The sequence below is a fragment of the Bacillus sp. L_1B0_5 genome (assembly GCF_000836715.1).
Lineage (GTDB): Bacteria > Bacillota > Bacilli > Bacillales > Bacillaceae_G > Bacillus_A > Bacillus_A thuringiensis_S.
Genome location: NZ_JXIS01000007.1, coordinates 1 through 21,104, shown reverse-complemented (window position 1 = coordinate 21,104; position 21,104 = coordinate 1). Strand labels below are relative to the sequence as shown.

The window sequence follows — 21,104 nt, the reverse complement described above, 5'->3', positions numbered from 1 at the left end:
CGCTAGCTAATTAGTTTTTTGTAACGTTAGCTGCTTGTGGTCCGCGGTTTCCTTCAACGATTTCGAAAGAAACTTCTTGACCTTCTTCTAAAGTTTTGAAGCCGTCGCCTTGGATAGCTGAGAAATGTACGAATACGTCTTCTCCGCCTTCAACTTCGATGAAGCCAAAACCTTTTTCGCCGTTAAACCATTTAACTTTACCTGTTTGCATGTCATGTACCTCCTAAATAAAAATGAAACTATGAATCCACATGAAAAGGTGGATATAAAGGACATGAATGTATAACAAGCTTACAGCCTTTAATACAACGTGCTTTATTTCCGTACCACATTATGTAGCTCAATAGTGCTTTCACTATATCATGCTATATCGAAAACGTCAAATGAGAACACTTTCATTACATCATTTTTTATAATCCTAGTATAACCTTAAATTTTCATTCTATTTTTATTCAAAAATTAACAAAAATACAGTACTCTAATTCTTTTAACTTCTGTACAATATAATTACTACATATTTATGAGGTGAAAAAATGCAAGCACATGAAATCGAGTATAAGTTATATGGCGATGATATGCAGTTTGTTGAAATTGAATTAGATCCAAAAGAAAGCGTTATCGCAGAAGCTGGCGCAATGATGATGATGGAAGATTACATTGAAATGGAAACAATCTTTGGTGACGGTTCTGGCCCATCTAACGGTTTATTCGGCAAATTAATGGGCGCTGGTAAACGTCTCGTTACAGGCGAAAGTATGTTTATGACTGTATTTACAAATACAGGTCACGGCAAACGCCACGTCTCATTTGCTGCTCCTTATCCTGGTAAAATTATTCCTGTAGATTTAACAGAATATCAAGGAAAAATAGTTTGTCAAAAAGATGCCTTTCTTTGTGCCGCAAAAGGGGTTTCTATCGGAATTGAATTTACGAAAAAAATAGGAACTGGTTTCTTCGGCGGTGAAGGTTTTATCATGCAGAAACTTGAAGGTGACGGCCTTGCTTTCATGCACGCAGGCGGAACTGTATATAAACGTGAATTAAAACCTGGTGAGAAACTTCGCATTGATACAGGTTGTCTCGTTGCCATGACAAAAGATATTAACTATGATATCGAGTTCGTTGGAAAAGTAAAAACAGCTCTATTTGGCGGTGAGGGTTTATTCTTCGCAACATTAGAAGGTCCTGGAACAGTTTGGATTCAGTCCTTAACACTTAGCCGATTAGCAGCACGCCTTACAAGCCCAGCAGCGCAAAGTACTGGTGAAGGTAGTGTATTAGGTGGACTTGGTCGTTTATTGGATGGGAAAGAGTAAAAAGGGCCCTTATGCGGGCATAGCCATCGACTAATAAAATACTACAATTAAAACACCCTTGCTTGCAGTAATGCAGTGAAAGGGTGTTTTAATTTACGTCTACAAACGAGAAAAAGCAGATGAAATAAAGTAATAAGGTTTACTTCAGTAAAATAAGGTATATTATATTTGTTGAATAGATTCTCTTTAAAGACAAGAAAAGTAGGTGAACAAAGTGGGAAAATATCAATTGGATTCCAAAAGTCAGGTAGCTGTGGCAAAGTTTCATGAAAAACAGAAGCCTGCCAAATTTGATAAAAAGCAGCAACTTGAACAATTGCGTGCGGAGTATTTGAAAAAAAAGCAAAAACAAACAGATAAATAATACGTTTCGTTTCCCGAAATTTTCGGTATATAATGCGAACAAACAAAAGAAAATAGGTAATTCATCGTTCAAATATATACAGGCTATTTTTTCAAACCTCTTACTTATGTAACTAACGCATGCGTTAGTTCATTAAGAATAACTAAAAAAGTCGATTCCTTAAGATGGAAAAGAGTAAACAGTGCCCTTATCAGGCACTGTTTTATTTTGACATTATTCGTCGATAAGTCTATATAATTTCCTCCACTGATTTAGATAAGCAATACAAGCTACTTCCCTCCTCCAAAAGCATGAATCAAGTTCCTCACTGCATATATTAAACTATACCTTTTCTTAAGGAGGGCTTCCTTAATGCGTACTCCTTTATCCTTTGATAAAGACACTGCCATACTGTTAGCTTCTTGTTGTGAGTTAACGTATGAACAATATAAACAAAATGGTATTTTCGAAATACCAGATGGTTTTCAATATGTACAAGGTTTTCAAGGAAAGGCCATTCAAACAACAGAATGGTTCGGGTTTATATTAGAATCTGAGGATACAATTATCGTTGCCTTTAGGGGCACTCAAACAGACCCAGATTGGATTATTGACTCTCTCGTCAATCAAAAACCTTATCCTTATGCTTTAAATGGCGGAAATGTCCATCACGGATTTCTCTCTATTTATGAGTCTTGCCGTGATTCTATTATGGATATGCTCGTATCATTGCCAGCACATAAAAAACTGCTAGCTACTGGGCATAGTCTAGGTGGCGCGCTTGCCACATTACACATATTAGATGCGCGTATAAATACTGCCTTCGCGCAATATGGACTTTATACATTTGCTTCTCCAAAAGTAGGAGATATCGCTTTTCGAAATTATTATAAACTACAAGTAGCTAGTAGTTTTCGTTTCGTCAACTTGTTCGATGTCGTTCCACTTCTCCCTCCCCGAAACATAAATTTCAATGATCATGATTGGGAGTATGCACACGTTCATCACAATATGACATTTACAAAAAACACAAAATCCATTACAAATAATCATTCCATTACAACATACAAAACATGTCTGACTTCTCATTTTTAACCAGTAAACAATTGGAAATAAAATATTCGTATACTATAATACTCTATGAAGTTATTTTTGGATGAGGGGACCTTACATGTTAAAATTTATCTTCACACTTTTTCTTATTGTAATTTTTACGGTCACAGGTTTCTTTACATTTTCATACTTTGCGACAGGAGAGTATGATGGGGCAGGTATCATATATACCACTGTTCCATTTCTTTCTTAAGCAAAATAAATAAAACGAGCTTAATTTTATTAAGCCCGTTTTATTTATTAATATCCATTTTTGTTGGTAAATCGATAATATATCTCCCAATATAGCAACTTCTTTAAAACTGTTTAACTGCATTACCAATACCCCAAATTTCATTGCTGTACTGCAAAATCGTTCGATCACTCGCAAAATGACCAGACTGTGCAATATTTAAAATCGACATTTCTAGCCACTTTGTTCGGTTCTCATAAGCTCTACCGACAGCTTCTTGTCTTTCAGCATATGGGCCAAAATCTCGCAGAACGAAATATTCATCATTTTGAATAACAAGAGAATCGTAAATCGCTTCAAATTCAGCTCCCGATTGTGCAAAGAAACCATTTGTTAATTGATCAACTACTTTTTTAATGTGCCTATTGTGGTGATAATAATCACTTGCACGATATCCACCATTTTGATAGTAATGAAGAACCTCTTCCGCTGTTAAGCCGAAAATGAAACAGTTATCATCACCGACCCGGTCTTTTATTTCAATGTTAGCTCCGTCTAGCGTTCCGAGTGTAATTGCACCATTCATCATAAATTTCATATTACCTGTTCCCGATGCTTCTTTACTCGCCGTTGAAATTTGTTCACTTACATCCGCTGCCGGGAATATATCTTCCGCTAAAGAAACTCGGTAGTTTTCTAGAAAGATAACTTTCATATATTGACTGACGTACGGGTCATTATTTACTTTTCTTGCGAGTTCATTTATTAATTTAATAATTTTTTTCGCGTAATAATAGCCAGGTGATGCTTTCGCTCCAAAAATAAAAGTACGCGGATAAAATGTAAAACTAGCATCCTCTTTCAAACGGTTATACAAATATAAAATATGAAGAACATTTAATAATTGTCGTTTGTAAGCATGTAATCTTTTCACTTGCACATCAAAAATAGAATTTGGATCAATCGTAATCCCCATTGTATTATGAATGCGCTCCGCTAAAATCTCTTTACGCTCTTGTTTTACCTCTGCAAATTTCTCTTGGAAACTAGCATCATATTGAACTGTTTGCAACGATTGAAGCTTAATTGGTTCTTTCTTCCACTCTGTTCCAATCGCCTCTGAAATGAGATTTGTTAGCTGTGGATTTGCTTTCATAAGCCAGCGCCTATGAGCAATTCCATTCGTCTTATTATTAAACTTATCTGGATAAAATTCATAAAACAATCGCATTTCCCGCTGTTTTAATATTTCCGTATGAATTTTTGCTACACCGTTTACGCTATGGCTACCGACAATTGCTAAATGAGCCATTTTCACAAGATCATGCGCAATAATTGCCATGTCTTCAATGCGATGCCATTCATAAGGATAACGTTCCCAAAGTTCATGACAGAAACGTTCATTAACCTCTTCAATAATCATATAAATTCTCGGTAATAACGGTTTAAAAATGTGAATTGGCCACTTTTCGAGCGCTTCTGATAACGTCGTATGATTCGTATAAGAAATCGTCTGCGTCGTTATGTGCCAAGCTTCTTCCCATGTTAACTTTTCTTCGTCTAGTAAAATACGCATCAGTTCTGGAATTGCTAAAACCGGATGTGTATCGTTAATATGAATCGCAATTTTTTCATGTAGTTGACGAAGGTCACCATATCTTTCTCTATGCATTCGGACGATATTTTGTAAACTTGCTGATACGAGGAAATACTGTTGTTTTAAACGAAGTATTTTCCCCTCATCATGCGTATCATCTGGATATAAAAACTCCGACACAGCCTCTGTTTCGCGCTTATATTTCAAAATATCTTTGCAGTTTTGCGGGAAAGGAACTGGTTCAGCATTCCAAAGTCTAAGTGTATTTACAGTACTCGTCTCATAGCCTACTACCGGCACATCATATGGCACTGCCATAATGACTTCTGCGTTTGTATGCCTAAACTCTAAACGCCCGTCAATTTCTAGCGGTTCAACACTGCCGAAATAACTTACTTCCACAGCTTGATCATGCCTTCTTACTTCCCATACGTTTTCATGAAGAAGCCACTGTTCTGGAAATTCAACTTGATAACCATCAACAATTTTCTGATCAAACAACCCATGTTTATAACGAATTCCACAGCCGTGTCCTGGTAAGTTTAAAGATGCAAGTGAATCAAGAAAACAGGCCGCTAAGCGTCCAAGGCCACCATTACCAAGGCCTGCATCTGCTTCCACTTCTTCTAGCTCTTGCAACGAAATCCCTAGTTCAGATAAACCCTGCTCGCAAACATCTCTAATACCTAAATTCAAGATGTTACTTCCAAGCAAACGTCCAAGCAAAAACTCAATAGACAAGTAATACATTTGCTTTTGCTCTCCGGATCGATAACTCTCATTCGTTGCAATCCATTGACTATTCATATACTCACGTACCATATGGCCGAGCGTATTATATTGATCACGAGTTGTAGAATCTTTGAAACTTTTCCCATACATCGTCTCTAACTTTTCTAGAAAAGTTGATTTAAAACTTTCAACATGAGTAAACATTTTTTCACCACCTACATGTTATTCCATGAGACTTTTATACAATTCCTTATAAGCAAGAGCCGATTGCTCCCAGCTATAATCTTCAGTCATCGCTTGTTTTACAAGTTGCTCCCACACTGGTTTATCGTGATAAAATTCAATTGCACGGTGAACCGTATGCAGCATGTCATGTGCATTAAAGTTCGTGAAACTGAAACCATTTCCTTCGCCTGTTTCTTCATCATAAGAATGTACCGTATCGTTTAATCCACCTGTTTCTCTTACAATTGGAATCGTACCGTACGCTAATGCGATAAGTTGTCCAAGTCCACACGGTTCAAACAGCGATGGCATTAAAAACAAATCGCTTCCCGCATACACTTGGTGCGCTAATTCTTCATTAAATCCGATATAAACTTTTACCTTCTCTGGATACTCATATGCCATCCACTCAAAGAATTGCTCATATTCCGAATCACCTGAGCCTAAAATAATACATTGTACATCTTCTTCCATTATTTCGCGGAATACAGTGCGTACTAAATCAAGACCTTTTTGCTTCGTTAATCTCGTTACCATTGAAATAATTGGTGTATCCTCTTTTTCTGGCAAACCAAAATAACGCTGCAAAGCGCGTTTATTTTCACTCTTTTCATATAATGACTCTGCATCATACTGAGCCTTAATATACGAATCCGTTTCTGGATTATATACGCTCGTATCAATACCATTTACAATGCCGCTAAGCTTATCATTATATTTTCGCAGTAATCCATCTAACTTCTCACCGAAAAATTCATATTGAATTTCTTCTTTATACGTCGGGCTCACCGCTGTAATTTGATCCGAAGCGATAATACCGCCTTTCATAAAGTTTATGTTTCCATAAAACTCTAGCTGCTCACTATGAAAATATTCATCACCAAGCTCTAACAAGTCGTACATCACTTCAGGAGGAAATACGCCTTGGAACTGCAAGTTGTGAATCGTATATACCGTTTTAATACGCTCATATAACGGGTTATCTTGATACTTTTCACGAAGTAAGAAATTAACCATAGCCGTATGCCAATCGTGGCTATGAAGAACATCCACTTCAAAATCAAGATGTGGAATACACTCTAACACTGCTTTTGAGAAATAAGAAAAACGCTCCCCGTCATCATAATGACCATACAGAGAATCTCTCTTAAAATAATATTCATTATCTATTAAGTAATACGTAATTCCGTCTTGCTCACCTTTTAAAATTCCACAATATTGATTTCTCCACCCAAGCGGGACGTTAATTACTTTATGTAACGTACATCCATCTCTTAACTTTTGCGGAATGAGGCTATAATTCGGAAGTATAATACGAACGTCCACTCCTAATTTTTTCAGCTCTTTTGGGAGCGCACCCGCTACATCAGCTAATCCTCCCGATTTCACAAACGGTACACATTCTGATACTGCAAATAAAATATTCACTTGTTGTCCCACTGCGCGAAAAGTTTTTATTACTCCTCTTGCAGCTTCCTCCCTTCGAGTTTTCATTTAAATTAAAACTTTAATCAGTGAGGGAAAAAGCCCCCACTGATTCTTTAGGAATAACTATTAATCGTACTGTTTTGTACGCTTCCTTTTTCTACAACATACGGCTCATCGATGTTTCCTTTTAATACGACACCGTCGCCAATTTTCACGTCTTTATCAATAATAACACCGTCTATTATACAGTTATCTCCAATTTGGCTCTTTTGCATAATAATACTGTTACGAATAATTGAACCTTTTCCGATTTTAACTGAACGGGAAATAACACTATTTTCTACTTCCCCTTCAATAATACTGCCATTTGCAATCATTGTATTTTTCACGACTGCACCCTTTAGATAACGAGTTGGTGGCTCATCTTTTACTTTCGTAAAGATCGGTGCTTCTTTCTTAAATAATTGCTTCCAAATAGCAGGTTGCAAAATTTCTAAGCTATGTTTATAGTAACTTTCGATCGAATCAATAATTGCTACATATCCAGTATGTTCATATGTAGCAATGTGTAATGATTTCCCGCGTTTTTCTCTCACTACATCAAATAAACTGTATTGCTCCACATCTTTATATGTCTCAAATAAATCTAATAATAATTGTTTCTTTAACACGTATGTTTGAAGCGAAACCCCTTCATGGCAAACTTCCGTAATATCAGCCGCCGTATGTATATGTCGCTCTAACACCGCTTGAAAATTTAATGCTGTTACGAGATGGCTATTCGTAATAACAACGTACTCTTCTCTGCTTCTTAGAAAATAATCAATATGTCTTCTAAAGTGTGCGAAAGACCCAAACTCATCTTGGTCACATTGGCAGTTTGGCGGGAATAAAAATAGTCCGTCTCGTTTTCTATCTAAATCCCACTGTTTCCCTGAACCGACATGGTCCATTAACGAACGGTTTTTATGGCTTGTAAAAACTGCCACACTATGAATACTAGAATTCACCATATTTGAAAGCATGAAATCAATGAGTCGATAACGGCCCCCAAACGGTAACGCCGCTAGTGAACGATGCCCTGTTACTTTCTTTAAGGAAGGAAAACTTCCCGTTGCATTAATAATTCCTAACATTTTTTCTCCCATTCATTTCATCCCCCTTTTCTATTTCCCTTCAGCAATTAATACTACATCGTCAACATTCTTTTCTGGACGAATGATTGTTCCATCTTCGATAACCATTTCTGATCCAACGATCGCTCTTTCAATCACAACATTTTTACCAATCTTAGCCCCTGGCATAACGACAGAATCAATCACCATACTTCCTTCTTCCACCGTCACTCCTTGGAATAACACAGAATGCTTCACGTCCCCTTCAATGACGCACCCTTCGTTAATAAGCGATTCTTCTACTTTTGCCTTTTCAGCAATATATTGAGGCGGTTCGTTTGGATTGACAGAGTAAATACGCCAATTACGATCGTTTAAATTCAGTGATGTTTCATCGCGAAGCAAATCCATATTCGCTTCCCATAAGCTCTTCACCGTTCCAACATCTTTCCAATATCCTTCAAACGGATACGCCATCAACTTCTTACCTTCATCTAATAAAAGCGGAAGAACGTCTTTTCCAAAATCGTTACTAGATTCAGGATTTCTTGCATCCATCTCTAAATACTCTTTCAAAATTGACCAATTAAAAATATAGATTCCCATTGATGCAAGATTACTTCTTGGAAATTGTGGTTTCTCTTCAAACTCAACAATCTCCATCTCTTCATTTGTATTCATAATGCCAAAGCGACTCGCTTCATCCCAAGGTACTTCAATAACAGAGATGGATACGTCCGATTCTTTCTCAATATGGTAATCTAGCATCTTACTGTAATCCATTTTATAAATATGGTCGCCTGATAAAATAAGAACATACTCCGGTTCATACTGACTTAAATAGTTTAAATTTTGATAAATGGCACTTGCCGTACCTGTATACCACTTAACCCCTGAAGACTCCGCATAAGGAGGTAATACTGTGACCCCACCGTTTACTCGGTCTAAATCCCACGCATTTCCGATTCCGATATAATTATGAAGTTCAAGTGGTTGATATTGTGTTAAAATCCCAACCGTTTCAATACCAGAATTCGCACAGTTACTTAGCGTAAAATCAATAATGCGATATTTACCACCAAATGGAACAGCTGGCTTGGCTAAATTTTTTGTTAATGCACTTAAACGACTACCTTTTCCCCCTGCTAGTAACATTGCTACGCACTTTTGTTTTTGAGCCATCTTGTTTTTTGCTCCCCTTTCTCGTCTTCACTGGTCGTAATATGGATACGCCAAATGGTGGAATTGTAATCTCTACATGTGCTGCTTGATTATGGTACGGTTCTAGAATCGTCTTAAGACGTTTCTTATTCACTTGCCCCGAACCGCCATATTGCTCAGCATCACTGTTTAAAATCTCGTTATAATACTCGAAATCTGGTACACCTACTTTATAGTTTTCATATGTAGATTTCGTAAAATTACATACGACAACTAACGCATCTTCTTGTTTATCCCCTTGGCGGATAAAAGAGAAAATACTTTGCTCATTATTATTAGCATCAATCCACTGAAAACCTTCAGGTGAATGGTCAAGCTGCCAAAGTGGTTTTGAGCGCTTATACAATGCTATGAGCTCATTAAAGTAATCATGCATATAACGATGCATTTCAAAATCATGTAAATTCCAATCTAAATCTTCAAGGTCTTTCCACTCATCAAACTGTCCGAATTCTCCTCCCATGAAAAGTAACTTCTTTCCTGGGTGAGTAAAGAAATATCCATATAATAAACGAAGCTGAGCAAACTTATCCCAGTAATCACCTGGCATTTTATTTAATAACGACTTTTTCCCATGAACGACTTCATCATGAGAAAGTGGTAATATGAAGTTTTCAGAGTACGCATATAGTAAAGAAAACGTCATTTTCTCATGAATGTGTTTCCTATATTCAGGCGCACACTCCATATATTTCAGCACGTCATTCATCCAGCCCATGTTCCATTTGTAATTGAATCCAAGCCCACCTTCATACGTTGGAGTTGTTACAAGTGGCCAAGCTGTTGAATCTTCTGCCGTCATAAGAAAATCTTCATCCTCTGCAAACACTGCTTCATTTAACTCTCTTAAAAATGAAACAGCATGCTCATTACTTTGCTCTTGTCCTTCTTTATTCCAGTACAACATGTTCGCAACTGCATCTACTCTGAAACCATCAATATGGAAATATCTCATCCAAAATAACGCATTTGAAATTAAGAAATTACGTACCTCTCTCTTCCCTAAATCAAAATTGACAGTTCCCCATACTGGATTTTCTTGTACATCTTTATCTTTATATTCATAGGTCGGTGTGCCATCAAACAAATATAAACCGTGAGCATCTTTACAAAAATGCCCCGGCACCCAATCTAAAATGACACCGATTCCATATTTATGACATTCGTCGACAAAATGCATTAAATCATGCGGCGTACCAAATCTACTCGTCGCGGCATAATATCCCGTTCCTTGGTATCCCCAAGAACGATCATATGGATGCTCAACAAGCGGCATAATTTCAATATGTGTAAATTGATGTTCCACCACATACGGGATGAGCTCTTCAACCATTTCCCTGTAAGAGTACAGCGTTCCATCTTCTTTCTTTTTCCAAGAACCAAAATGTAATTCATAAACTGTCATCGCTTCTTTATAAATCGATTTTTTCTTTTTCTTACGATTCCAGTTTTTATCATTCCATTCATATCCTTTTATATCAAAAACTACAGATGCCGTATTCGGTCTTACTTCTGCATATACAGCATACGGATCTGCCTTTAAAATGACGTCACCAGCCAACGTTTCAATCGCATATTTATATATTTCTCCTTCTTCAATATGCGGTATAAATAAGGACCAAATGCCTTCTTCTGTCACTTGTAGCATCTTATGTTGCTCATAATCCCACTCATTAAAATCTCCAACAACACTCATTGCTTTCGCATGAGGAGCCCACACTGTAAACCGTACCCCTTGAATCTCACCTTCCGTCACAACATGTGCACCAAAGATGTTATAACTTTCATAGTACTTTTCTGTATGAAACTCATCTCGTTTCACTTCTTCACAATTTATTACACTCAATATGCTCACCTCACTTAGATGACAGAATTTTTTATACTTTAACTATTTCTGCGAAAAACTGCAATATCCTTGTTAATTTATAAAAAATATTCGTTTTTTTCTTAAAAATGTTAGTTTTTCTTCACATTTCCGTGTAAAATATCGAATTTTGACGAATATTCATTGAAAACGCTTTATTATTCTTCTATATTTCTGTCTATTATTTTTTCTCAACCTTTATTTTATTAGGTTTACCCTATTTTTCATGCTATTTTCCAATCAAAATCAAAACAAAATAATCTGTCATAAAAAAATGTTTCTCAACATTTTTTGTCACAATTTTATTGAAATGCGAAATTCATAAGCATATACTTGTTCTCAATAAAGAACTACGATCTTTCGTAACTATAATTCATAGCGGACTACTATGTTTACTTATTTATCCTTGTTGCGAACGATTGCTATAAAAATTTAACTAGGGGGCTTTCTTATGTCATTAAAACAAAAAGTAGGAATGGGAGTTGTCACCGCTTCACTTGGTTTATCCCTTACATTCGGAGGTGTATTCGCCTATTTCAGTGATTCAGAAACATCGAGTAACTCATTTCAAGCTGGAACACTAGATCTTTCTCTTAATCCAAGTGTAATCGTTAATGTGAAAGATTTAAAACCAGGTGATTTTATTGAAAGGAACTTCAAGCTTGAAAATAAAGGTACATTAGATATCGCAAAAGTAGCACTTGAAACATCATATGAAGTTACAGATGCAAAGCAAAATAATGACGGTGAAGATTTAGGTGATCACATTATCGTCAAGTTTCTAGTGAATGATGGACAGCCATCTAATCCAAACGATGATCATGAGATTTTGTGGGAAACAAAACTATCAAAATTAAAAACTATGAAACCTGAAGATGTCGCTACGTCTCTAGAACGTCATAACTTAATAGATGGTATTAAATCTGGTGAAACAGATTACTTACACGTTCTCTTCTCATTTGAAGATAACGACCAAGATCAAAATAAATTTCAAGGTGATTCCCTGCAGCTAAACTGGACTTTCCATGCTGAGCAAACAGCAGGTGTGGAGAAATAATTTTTAAAAATATAAATTACCGGAGGCCTATAAATGAAAAAGAAAAATCGTTTTGTTACTGGAATTGTAACAGCTGGCGTTCTGTTTTCAACTGCCATTCCGTTCAATGTACTTGCTGAAAGTCCTATTAACCAAATTGAATCTTCAAATGCTCATTCTATATTATCGAAGCTTTCTAAAGAACAACGCCTGGCATTACAAACGGTAGATGCCAACCCTGGTTTTACAATTTCACCAGATATTAATACGAGTAGTTCTGAGCCTGTAAATATCATTGTAGAATTTCAAACTGCTCCAGTAAAGATTAATGAATTAAAACAAAAAGAAAAAGGATTACAATCTGCTCCTGAAAATATAAAAGCACGTATTGATCAAGAACATGAAGAATTCGAAAAAGGATTAAAACGTCTTTATCAATTCAGCCCATCAGTAAAATCAGGAAACTTCCAGTCTGTACAAATTAAACGTTCTTATAAGCATGCGATAAATGGTGTTGCAATGACATTACCAGCAAATACAGTTGAAGAGTTGTTACGAATTGGTGTTGTAAAACGTATTTGGAAAGATTACGAAGTGAAATTAAATTTACCAAAACAAGCAGAGCAGAAAGCACCTCAAAAACTAACAGATAGCATTCCGCAAATTGGAGTGGATAAGTTACATAGCGAGGGCATTACTGGAAAAGGAATTAAAGTTGGTGTATTAGATACAGGTATTGATTACAATCACCCTGACTTAAAGGACGTATATAAAGGCTATCGCGCAAAATCTGGTGAGGACTCTAGCAAAGTAGATCCAAATTCAGTAAAGGGTTGGGACTTTATTAATAATGATGCAGATCCAATGGAAACTACTTATTCAGAATGGCAACAATCTGGTGCTCCTGAATTTGATAACCGTGGTTCTTCCTTCTACACAGCCCACGGCACTCACGTAGCAGGTATCGTTTCTGCTCAAAAGAAGAACCAATCTGATTCAGCAGTAAAAGGTGTTGCACCTGACATTGAACTGTATAACTATCGTGTACTCGGTCCATACGGAAGTGGAGATAGTTCAGGTATTATAGCTGCAATTGATAAATCTATTTCTGACGGTATGAACGTTATTAACTTATCGTTAGGTGATGATAGCAACAATCCACTTGATCCAACATCTATTGCTGTTAATAACGCGATGCTTTCAGGCGTTGTTACAGTCGTTGCTGCTGGTAACTCTGGACCGAATCCATCAACACTCGGATCACCAGGTGCTTCGCCATTTGCTATTACGGTTGGAGCCAGTGATAGCTCTATTTCCTTACCGAAACTATCAGGTCATGCTGGACAATTACAATTCCCTAACTTAATTTTGTTCGGCAAAAACTTCACTGATAAAATAGAAGATTTTAAGGGACAAACTTTACCTATTGAATCTGTAGGAATCGGTACGCCTGACGAGTTTAGTAAAAAAGATGTAAAAGGAAAAATCGCTCTCGTTGCACGTGGTACAACCTCATTTGATGAAAAAATTGCTAACGCAAAACAAGCAGGTGCAAAGGCTGTTATTATTTATAACAACGTGGATGGAGAAATTCCTTTCTACGTTGGTGAAAGCACAAAATACATTCCAGCATTCCGCCTAACGAAAGAAGAAGGTGAAAAACTAAAAGCTCAAATTGAACAAGGTAGCACATCCTTAACTTTCGATGAAATTAATTACATTCAAACAGAAGGCGATCATCTTGCAGACTTTAGCTCACGCGGTCCTGTTACAGCAAATGATGATATTAAGCCTGATATTACAGCGCCTGGTGTTGCTGTCCTTTCAACAGTTCCTGAATATATTAACGACCCGCAAGAGGGTGAAAACTATGCTGTTTCCTATGAGCGTATGCAAGGAACATCTATGGCTTCCCCTCATATCGCTGGTGTTGCCGCTCTAATTTTACAAGAACACCCAGACTACTCTCCGTTCGATGTAAAAGCGTCTCTTATGAACACAGCTGATGATTTAAAAGAAAAATATTCGGTCTATGAAGTTGGAGCTGGGCGAGTAGATGCTTACAACGCCGTTCGTACAGAAACAAGCTTTAAAGTATTAGATACGACACAAACTGTTGTAAATGATGAAGTAATTGAAGTGCCCGAAGAAACTGGATCTATTGCATTCGGTAAGTTTTATCAAAAAGACGGTGAAGCTCTTGAACAAAAACGAAATATAAAAGTAACTAATCATAATAAACAAGAGAAAAAAGAATTTAAAACAGAAATTTCTTATACACCAGCTTCGCCTACTATTAACGATGCTGTCGCAAACGGTGTAAAAGTCTCTGCTCCAGAAACAATTACTCTTGATGCTGGCAAAACAGATGAAATTGAAGCAAAAATTAATGTTCCAGCCGGTGTAAAACAAGGCCGATATGAAGGATATATTCATATTACGAACACGAAAAATAAAGAAGAAACATATCAAATCCCATTCTCTATTCGTGTATCAGAGCCCGGTATTGAAAATGCAATACTATCAAGAAAAGCAATTTCAACTGATACATCTAAATTTAATCCATACGGTGAATCGTATGTTCACGGGGCATTCCAATTAAACAGCGAACTTGAAACGTTAGATCTTATCGTAAAAGATTCCAAAACAGATAAAGCTCTCGGCTTCATTGGAACATTAAACACAAGTGGACTAAAAACTGATGTGTATTACTACTTAGACTCGTTCTTTAATGGAAAAGTGTATCCTTTTACAAATGATCCTGCAAAACCAATTGGTGATGAGAAAATCAACTTACCAGAAGGAGACTACACAATTGAGTTTGTCGGTTATGATAAGGCTGGGAAAGCACGTGTAAAAGGTGATTATGTTGTAATTGATAATACCCCACCAGAAGTGAAACTAATTGGATTAAAACCTGGTATTTACGAGTTAAATGAAGAAAATTATACAGTAGAAGATGGCAAAAAAGCACTATGGATTAAAGGAAATGTATACGATTCAAATGTTGACTACTTAAAAGGAAAAGGATTAAACATTACGCAAGAAGCGAATGGCGTTATGTACTATGACTATTCTCCATACTTGCATAAGTTTTTACCGATTAATGCAAATGGCGATTTTAAAGTTGGCATTACACCTGACTCCTTCAGAACGGAAGGTCCAATGAACACAGGCGTATATATTTTCGATTATGCAACTGCAGGAGCTGACTATCCAAGCGGTGTAAATAACTACTGGTTTATCCCGCAAGGTGCTCAATATGCGAAAGCTAGTTACGATAAAAAAGAATTATATAAAAATGACGAGTTCACAGTAACACTAAACGCAAAACACGTAAAACAATTTGTTGCTGGGCAATTTAATGTAAACTTCCTAGAGAAGAACTTCAAATTTGCAAATGCGAAATTTAATCCTGCTTTTGAAAAGCTACTTTCCGAAAAAGGAGTAACCGCAAAAGTAAATGAACCGAAACTAGAGGCAGGTTCGGTTACAGTTGGCGGCGCTATCGATGACAAAAACTTTGCTGGATTAGATGGTGATTTCCCGTTCATTGATGTAACTTTCAAAGTAGAAAATGATGAATTTTATGAAGCAAATGCTCAATTAGAGTCACCAATTTTTGTTTACTGGAAACAAGGTGAATCAGAACCAAATAGAATGCGTGTACTTCAAGATCAAACATTCTCAGTTATGTCCTTAAATTCACTAGTAGAAGGAAATATTAAACCTGGTGCATTCTTAAATGAACGTGGATATTTAGATGAAAAGTTTGATTATACAAAGCTTGGCGTAAAAGTATATGCAACTGATTCTTACCGTCATAAGTTTGAAGGCTCACTAGATAAATACGGATACTTCAAACTCAATGGACTTCCAGTTAATAAACGCGACTACAACTTATATGTAGAAGTGCCAGGACATTTAACAAGCCGCCTAACAACGAAACTTGGTACTGAAAAAGACGGTAAGCTGCTTGGCCAATATTATTATGCAAGACCTGACGAAAACCTTGCCGGCGATGTAAATGGTGATAAAGTAATCGATATTAAAGATGGTGAAATTATCGCTAGCAACTACGGTAAAAAAGGACTAACTGTAAAAGACGGAGATCTTAATAAAGATGGTATTGTCGACGAAAAAGATATTCGCTTCGTTGAAAAGAACTTCTTGAAAAAAGGGCCAGATGCATCTAAATCACAAACACCTGTAGAAAAATCAAAAAGCGGTACACTGGTAGATATTTTAAAGAAATTAGGATTAACACCTAAAAAATGATAAAGTGAAACTTTAATCAGTGGGGGGTGTTCATCCCCCACTGATTATCAGCCCTCACCAATCGGGCTTTTACGGGCAGTTGATCACCAAACTAACTTCTTTGCTTTCGCTGCATTTTGAGGTGGGGATCTTACTGCCCGTTAATGCGGGATAATAAAGAGCACTCTACTTAAAGTAGAGTGCTCTTTTCTATAAACGACCCTTATCCAGCAAAAGGGGTATATTGGGGATATACAAGGGAAACCGGAAAAGGAATTTATATTAAATTATATAAGTTCAGAGGTAAGAAGCAGTTTCCCACCTCTGAATTATTTAGCAATTATTATAGTACTGGTGCCATTGTTTCTTTTAATACTTTTACAGAATGAGCGAATTTCGCTTTTTCATCTTCATTTAGCTCAAGTTCTACGATTTCACGTACACCTTCGCGGTTAATTACAGCTGGAACACCTACGTAAGCATCTTTTTCACCGTATTGACCTTCAAGGTATGCAGATACAGTTAATACGCTGTTCTCATTGTTTAAGATTGCTTTAGTTACACGAAGTAGTGACATACCGATTCCGTAGTAAGTTGCACCTTTACGCTCGATGATATGGTAAGCTGCATCACGTACATTTTCGAAGATTTTATCTAAGTCTTCTTGATTGTACTGTTCGTTGTTAGCTAAGATTGTTTCTAGTTTTTGTACACCGATAGTAGCGTGGCTCCATACTGGAAGTTCAGTGTCACCGTGTTCACCAACGATGTAAGCATGAACGTTACGTGGATCTACATCTAAGTAGTCACCTAACATGTAACGGAAACGAGCAGAGTCTAAAGTAGTACCAGAACCGATTACGCGCTCTTTCGGTAAACCAGATTCTTTCCAAGTTACGTAAGTTAAAATATCAACTGGGTTAGTTGCGATTAAGAAGATTCCATCGAATCCGCTATCCATAATGCCGCGAACGATTTGTTTAAAGATCTTTGTATTTTTCTCAACTAAGTCTAAACGAGTTTCACCTGGCTTTTGTGGTAATCCAGCAGTGATAACTACTAAATCTGCATCTTTACAATCTGCATAGCTACCGCTCCAAACTTTTGTCGGTGATGGTGAGAATGGTACCGCATGGCTTAAGTCCATTGCTTCCCCTTCTGCTTTTGCTTCATTAACATCTACTAATACGAATTCTTCAGCTACACCTTGGTTGATCATTGAGTAAGCGTAACTACAACCTACAGCTCCTGTTCCTACTAATACTACACGATTGATACCTTTTTTCATGTTAATTTCCCCTCTCTATTGTTCACATATATTTTTTATGATTATTTAAGTAATTAATTAAAATACTAATTTAATGTTGTTTAACTTCTTTACATTCATATTGTAGCACGTATTATTGTGAATTACTTCACAAATTATGACCTATTTGTGAACTTTTTCACATAGAGTGTAAAGTTATTAGAATAGGTGTGGAATCCATTTCAATGGAGGCGTTTTCTTTAGATTGTGAATAAAAATAGTGTGATTCGATTATTCCCTGTAACCAAATTCATTTTTTATAATCCAAATCCTAATAGTCGAAAAAGAAATCGTATTATAAGATTAAACTAACACATTATCGCCTTACAAAATGGACGTTAGTTGGCCTATATAGAATACAGTGAAATAAATCAATTAGCATATTCTTTAACACCTCCCTTTTAACCATTACCCTATATTAATAAAAAAATATCAGTTAAAATCATGCATTCTTTTCTAGTAATAAACCATCCAATATAAGTGATAGGCTACGCAAAGCTTTAGACAAATGCATCTCTGCATCTTCAGAATTCGCAATCCAACAAGCAAGGTCCACTAGTCCGCCATTTATGAATCTTGCTAATGCTTCACAATCCGTGTTTTCAATAATAGAGTCCTTCATTAGTTGCTGAAGCATCTCCGCCATCGTCACTAAACATTGTGACTGTGATGATTGATAATAACTAGTTCCTAATACTGCTGGTGCATCACGAAGTACAATTCGCTGGATCTCTGGATTAAGTGCCATTGATAAATACGCACGACAACGCCCAACAAACCCTTCCCATTTTCCTTCCGCCTCATCTGATACTTTTCCTAATTTATTATCCATTTCCATATCAATTTCTTTTACAACCGCTTCTAACAATCCTTTTTTATCACCAAAATGATGATAAATTGCACCACGTGTTAAACCGACAGATGCTGTAAAATCATCCATAGACGTGTTTACATATCCAACTGTACCAAAAGCCTCTCTTGCTGCACTTAGCAATTTTGCACGTGTTTCAATGATCATTTCTTCTCTTGTTTTTCTACCCATCTTTTCCTCCTACTTCTATTCATTCTCTTTATTCAAAATGAATCCTATTATAGTATCGTTCTCTATGTAAAAGAATAACTCCTTTTATCGTTAGCTCTCTACCCAACGATAAAACTTTCTAATTGACATACGCACCGTATGTTAATATGATATTGGCATACGGTGCGTATGTCAATTGTTTCTAGCTTACAAGATAATATAACTTCTTACCTATATCCTACATTGACTCACTGTCCCTTTTTATAGAAGGTATTAATGAAACAGAGGAGGAGTTAAAAGAATGAAGAATGTATATGTAAACGTCAAATACTTTGGTGATTATCATGTTTAATTCCTACCGCGAAATTTTCAGTGCTCCTGGTACAAAAGGATTCTCATTAGCAGGATTTATAGCTCGGATGCCTATATCAATGATGGGCATAGGTATTGTTACAATGTTATCTCAGTTACGTGGTGACTATTGGCTTGCTGGAGCTGTTGCAGCCACCTTTACATTATCATCAGCTTTACTAGCTCCTCATATTTCTCGGATGGCCGATCAATTAGGGCAATCTCGCATACTTCTTCCGACTACAGGTATCAGTGTTTTCTTTACGATCCTCTTACTCCTATGTACGAAATATGAAGCTCCTTATTGGACGCTATTTCTATCCGCCTTATGTGCAGGTTGTATGCCCAACATGTCAGCCATGGTGCGTGCACGTTGGACTAAACTATACCGTGGATCCCATAAATTGCATACAGCATTTTCCTTCGAATCGGTCGTCGACGAAATTTGCTTCATCATTGGTCCTGTATTATCTGTCAGTTTAAGTGTTATGTTCTTCCCAGAAGCGGGCCCACTTTTATCATCTGTTTTTCTTACAATTGGGGTATGCCTATTCACCATGCAAAAAAGCACAGAACCGCCTGTACACCCTCATGACATTACAAACAAAGGAACAGTGTTTAAAATCGGTTCTTTGCGAGTACTAGTATTCACACTCATCGCCATAGGTACTATATTTGGCACAATAGATGTCGTTAGTGTAGCTTTTGCTGAACATCAAGGAAACACCGTAGCTGCTAGCTTTGTACTTTCTGTCTATGCAATCGGTTCATGCCTTGCAGGTCTAATTTTCGGTACCCTTAAACTCAGTACTCCACCCTATAATCAATTTTTAATAGCAGTCACACTATCCATGATAACAATGCTGCCACTAGTTTTCGTAAACACTATTACTTGGCTAGTAGTTATTGTTTTCTTTGCAGGGTTATCTGTCGCTCCTACTATGATTATTACCATGGGACTTGTGGAAAAAATCGTACCTGAATCAAAAATAACCGAAGGAATGACTTGGGCAATTACAGGACTTGGAATTGGAGTCTCCCTAGGATCAGCGATAGCTGGTTTAGTTATTGATAACTTTGGAGCTCGGGCAGGATTTAGTGTGGCCATTATAGCCGGAGGCCTTGCCTTAACTATTGCACTTTTAGGATACAAAACTCTTCACTCCGCATATAGTCATGCTGTTATGAAACCGGATGGGCATTCAGCAGAGGGTTAAAACATATTCAAAAAATAGGATTACCTCTTCTTATGTATAAGAAGAGGTAATCCTATTTAAATTGATATAACTTTTTAAAATTTATTATTTATAATCTGTTATAGCTTCTTCTATATCTATACACAACAAAAAAGAGATAGCAGATTATGCTATCTCTTTTAGTATGACCCGTACGGGATTCGAACCCGTGTTACCGCCGTGAAAGGGCGGTGTCTTAACCACTTGACCAACGGGCCAGTTCTGGCAGAGAAGAAGGGATTCGAACCCTCGCACCGCGTTCGCGATCTACTCCCTTAGCAGGGGAGCCCCTTGAGCCACTTGGGTACTTCTCTATAATATGGCTCCGCAGGTAGGACTCGAACCTACGACCGATCGGTTAACAGCCGATAGCTCTACCACTGAGCTACTGCGGAACAATTATGGTGGGCCTAAATGGACTCGAACCATCGACCTCACGCTTATCAGGCGTGCGCTCTAACCAGCTGAGCTATAGGCCCATAATTGAAAAGCGGGTGAAGAGAATCGAACTCTCGACCAGAGCTTGGAAGGCTCTTGTTTTACCACTAAACTACACCCGCATTAAATTGAAAATGGTGAGCCATGAAGGATTCGAACCTTCGACCCTCTGATTAAAAGTCAGATGCTCTACCAACTGAGCTAATGGCTCATTTTGAAAGTGGTGCCGGCTAGAGGACTTGAACCCCCAACCTACTGATTACAAGTCAGTTGCTCTACCAATTGAGCTAAGCCGGCTTGCGACTTCAAAATGGTGGCTCGGGACGGAATCGAA

General features: G+C 37.1%; 15 protein-coding genes and 7 tRNA genes. 7 read left to right on the top strand and 15 right to left on the bottom strand.

What is annotated here, in order from left to right; all coding sequences use genetic code 11:
- Positions 1-10: 10 nt before the first annotated feature.
- Positions 11-211, bottom strand: coding sequence for a cold-shock protein CspD (gene cspD / locus RT27_RS02110; RefSeq protein ID WP_001193052.1), 201 nt, complete (start codon positions 209-211; stop codon positions 11-13).
- A gap of 322 nt (positions 212-533) precedes the next feature.
- Here cspD and RT27_RS02105 point away from each other — a divergent pair, with 322 nt between their 5' ends.
- The 4 genes from RT27_RS02105 (at position 534) to RT27_RS36045 (ending at position 2,965) form a co-directional block, all read left to right on the top strand.
- Positions 534-1,316 (top strand): TIGR00266 family protein, encoded by a 783-nt coding sequence (locus RT27_RS02105; protein ID WP_043935179.1) that lies wholly within the window; start codon positions 534-536, stop codon positions 1,314-1,316.
- A gap of 214 nt (positions 1,317-1,530) precedes the next feature.
- A complete protein-coding gene (locus tag RT27_RS35085; RefSeq protein WP_000521642.1) occupies positions 1,531-1,680 on the top strand; it encodes a hypothetical protein in 150 nt (49 codons plus the stop codon).
- A gap of 351 nt (positions 1,681-2,031) precedes the next feature.
- Complete coding sequence (locus RT27_RS02095) at positions 2,032-2,754, top strand: lipase family protein (RefSeq protein WP_043935178.1); 723 nt, start codon at positions 2,032-2,034, stop codon at positions 2,752-2,754.
- A gap of 76 nt (positions 2,755-2,830) precedes the next feature.
- Positions 2,831-2,965, top strand: coding sequence for a hypothetical protein (locus tag RT27_RS36045; protein ID WP_016079902.1), 135 nt, complete (start codon positions 2,831-2,833; stop codon positions 2,963-2,965).
- A gap of 103 nt (positions 2,966-3,068) precedes the next feature.
- On the opposite strand, the gene glgP is transcribed toward RT27_RS36045, so the two are convergent.
- The 5 genes from glgP to glgB all read right to left on the bottom strand — a co-directional run bounded on the left by glgP (position 3,069) and on the right by glgB (position 11,108).
- Positions 3,069-5,477 (bottom strand): glycogen phosphorylase, encoded by a 2,409-nt coding sequence (glgP, locus tag RT27_RS02090; protein ID WP_043935177.1) that lies wholly within the window; start codon positions 5,475-5,477, stop codon positions 3,069-3,071.
- An 18-nt stretch (positions 5,478-5,495) separates the two neighbouring features.
- Complete coding sequence (gene glgA / locus RT27_RS02085; protein ID WP_029948456.1) at positions 5,496-6,926, bottom strand: glycogen synthase GlgA; 1,431 nt, start codon at positions 6,924-6,926, stop codon at positions 5,496-5,498.
- 113 nt (positions 6,927-7,039) lie between these two features.
- Entirely contained in the window at positions 7,040-8,074 is a 1,035-nt protein-coding gene (glgD, locus tag RT27_RS02080; protein WP_016079899.1) for a glucose-1-phosphate adenylyltransferase subunit GlgD, read from the bottom strand.
- An 18-nt stretch (positions 8,075-8,092) separates the two neighbouring features.
- Positions 8,093-9,223, bottom strand: a complete 1,131-nt coding sequence (gene glgC, locus RT27_RS02075; RefSeq protein WP_000057604.1) for a glucose-1-phosphate adenylyltransferase — start codon at positions 9,221-9,223, stop codon at positions 8,093-8,095.
- Positions 9,171-11,108 (bottom strand): 1,4-alpha-glucan branching protein GlgB, encoded by a 1,938-nt coding sequence (gene glgB, locus RT27_RS02070; protein WP_043935176.1) that lies wholly within the window; start codon positions 11,106-11,108, stop codon positions 9,171-9,173. Before glgB ends, glgC begins: the two co-directional genes overlap by 53 nt.
- Positions 11,109-11,577: 469 nt before the next feature.
- Here glgB and RT27_RS02065 point away from each other — a divergent pair, with 469 nt between their 5' ends.
- Complete coding sequence (locus RT27_RS02065) at positions 11,578-12,183, top strand: CalY family protein (protein WP_000053936.1); 606 nt, start codon at positions 11,578-11,580, stop codon at positions 12,181-12,183.
- Positions 12,184-12,216: 33 nt separating this feature from the next.
- On the top strand, positions 12,217-16,440 hold the full coding sequence (locus RT27_RS02060) for a S8 family serine peptidase (RefSeq protein ID WP_043935175.1): 4,224 nt from the start codon (positions 12,217-12,219) through the stop codon (positions 16,438-16,440).
- 322 nt (positions 16,441-16,762) lie between these two features.
- On the opposite strand, the gene RT27_RS02055 is transcribed toward RT27_RS02060, so the two are convergent.
- Together RT27_RS02055 and RT27_RS02050 are read right to left on the bottom strand one after the other, a co-directional pair.
- Positions 16,763-17,707, bottom strand: coding sequence for an L-lactate dehydrogenase (locus RT27_RS02055; protein ID WP_000715346.1), 945 nt, complete (start codon positions 17,705-17,707; stop codon positions 16,763-16,765).
- A gap of 460 nt (positions 17,708-18,167) precedes the next feature.
- Positions 18,168-18,767 carry a TetR/AcrR family transcriptional regulator gene (locus RT27_RS02050; protein WP_043935174.1) on the bottom strand — a complete coding sequence of 200 codons (600 nt, stop codon included), beginning with the start codon at positions 18,765-18,767 and terminating at the stop codon, positions 18,168-18,170.
- A gap of 323 nt (positions 18,768-19,090) precedes the next feature.
- On the opposite strand from RT27_RS02050, the gene RT27_RS02045 reads away from it, so the two are divergent.
- Entirely contained in the window at positions 19,091-20,314 is a 1,224-nt protein-coding gene (locus tag RT27_RS02045; RefSeq protein WP_043935173.1) for an MFS transporter, read from the top strand.
- Between the two features lie 164 nt (positions 20,315-20,478).
- Here the strand turns inward: RT27_RS02045 and RT27_RS02040 are convergent.
- The 7 genes from RT27_RS02040 to RT27_RS02010 all read right to left on the bottom strand — a co-directional run bounded on the left by RT27_RS02040 (position 20,479) and on the right by RT27_RS02010 (position 21,067).
- Positions 20,479-20,550, bottom strand: a tRNA-Glu gene (locus RT27_RS02040).
- A 5-nt stretch (positions 20,551-20,555) separates the two neighbouring features.
- Positions 20,556-20,646: transfer RNA gene (locus tag RT27_RS02035), tRNA-Ser, on the bottom strand.
- Between the two features lie 6 nt (positions 20,647-20,652).
- Positions 20,653-20,727, bottom strand: a tRNA-Asn gene (locus RT27_RS02030).
- Between the two features lie 7 nt (positions 20,728-20,734).
- Positions 20,735-20,811 (bottom strand) — tRNA-Ile (locus RT27_RS02025).
- Between the two features lie 10 nt (positions 20,812-20,821).
- A tRNA-Gly gene (locus RT27_RS02020) sits at positions 20,822-20,892 on the bottom strand.
- Between the two features lie 13 nt (positions 20,893-20,905).
- A tRNA-Lys gene (locus RT27_RS02015) sits at positions 20,906-20,981 on the bottom strand.
- Between the two features lie 10 nt (positions 20,982-20,991).
- Positions 20,992-21,067: transfer RNA gene (locus tag RT27_RS02010), tRNA-Thr, on the bottom strand.
- Between the last annotated feature and the right edge of the window lie 37 nt (positions 21,068-21,104).

Bases quoted from the DNA above. Each gene is read 5' to 3' on its own strand.
- cspD (WP_001193052.1), bottom strand. From the start codon at position 211: ATGCAAACAGGTAAAGTTAAATGGTTTAACGGCGAAAAAGGTTTTGGC.
- RT27_RS02105 (WP_043935179.1), top strand. From the start codon at position 534: ATGCAAGCACATGAAATCGAGTATAAGTTATATGGCGATGATATGCAG.
- RT27_RS02095 (WP_043935178.1), top strand. From the start codon at position 2,032: ATGCGTACTCCTTTATCCTTTGATAAAGACACTGCCATACTGTTAGCT.
- RT27_RS36045 (WP_016079902.1), top strand. From the start codon at position 2,831: ATGTTAAAATTTATCTTCACACTTTTTCTTATTGTAATTTTTACGGTC.
- glgP (WP_043935177.1), bottom strand. From the start codon at position 5,477: ATGTTTACTCATGTTGAAAGTTTTAAATCAACTTTTCTAGAAAAGTTA.
- glgD (WP_016079899.1), bottom strand. From the start codon at position 8,074: ATGGGAGAAAAAATGTTAGGAATTATTAATGCAACGGGAAGTTTTCCT.
- glgC (WP_000057604.1), bottom strand. From the start codon at position 9,223: ATGGCTCAAAAACAAAAGTGCGTAGCAATGTTACTAGCAGGGGGAAAA.
- RT27_RS02065 (WP_000053936.1), top strand. From the start codon at position 11,578: ATGTCATTAAAACAAAAAGTAGGAATGGGAGTTGTCACCGCTTCACTT.
- RT27_RS02060 (WP_043935175.1), top strand. From the start codon at position 12,217: ATGAAAAAGAAAAATCGTTTTGTTACTGGAATTGTAACAGCTGGCGTT.
- RT27_RS02055 (WP_000715346.1), bottom strand. From the start codon at position 17,707: ATGAAAAAAGGTATCAATCGTGTAGTATTAGTAGGAACAGGAGCTGTA.
- RT27_RS02050 (WP_043935174.1), bottom strand. From the start codon at position 18,767: ATGGGTAGAAAAACAAGAGAAGAAATGATCATTGAAACACGTGCAAAA.
- RT27_RS02045 (WP_043935173.1), top strand. From the start codon at position 19,091: ATGTTTAATTCCTACCGCGAAATTTTCAGTGCTCCTGGTACAAAAGGA.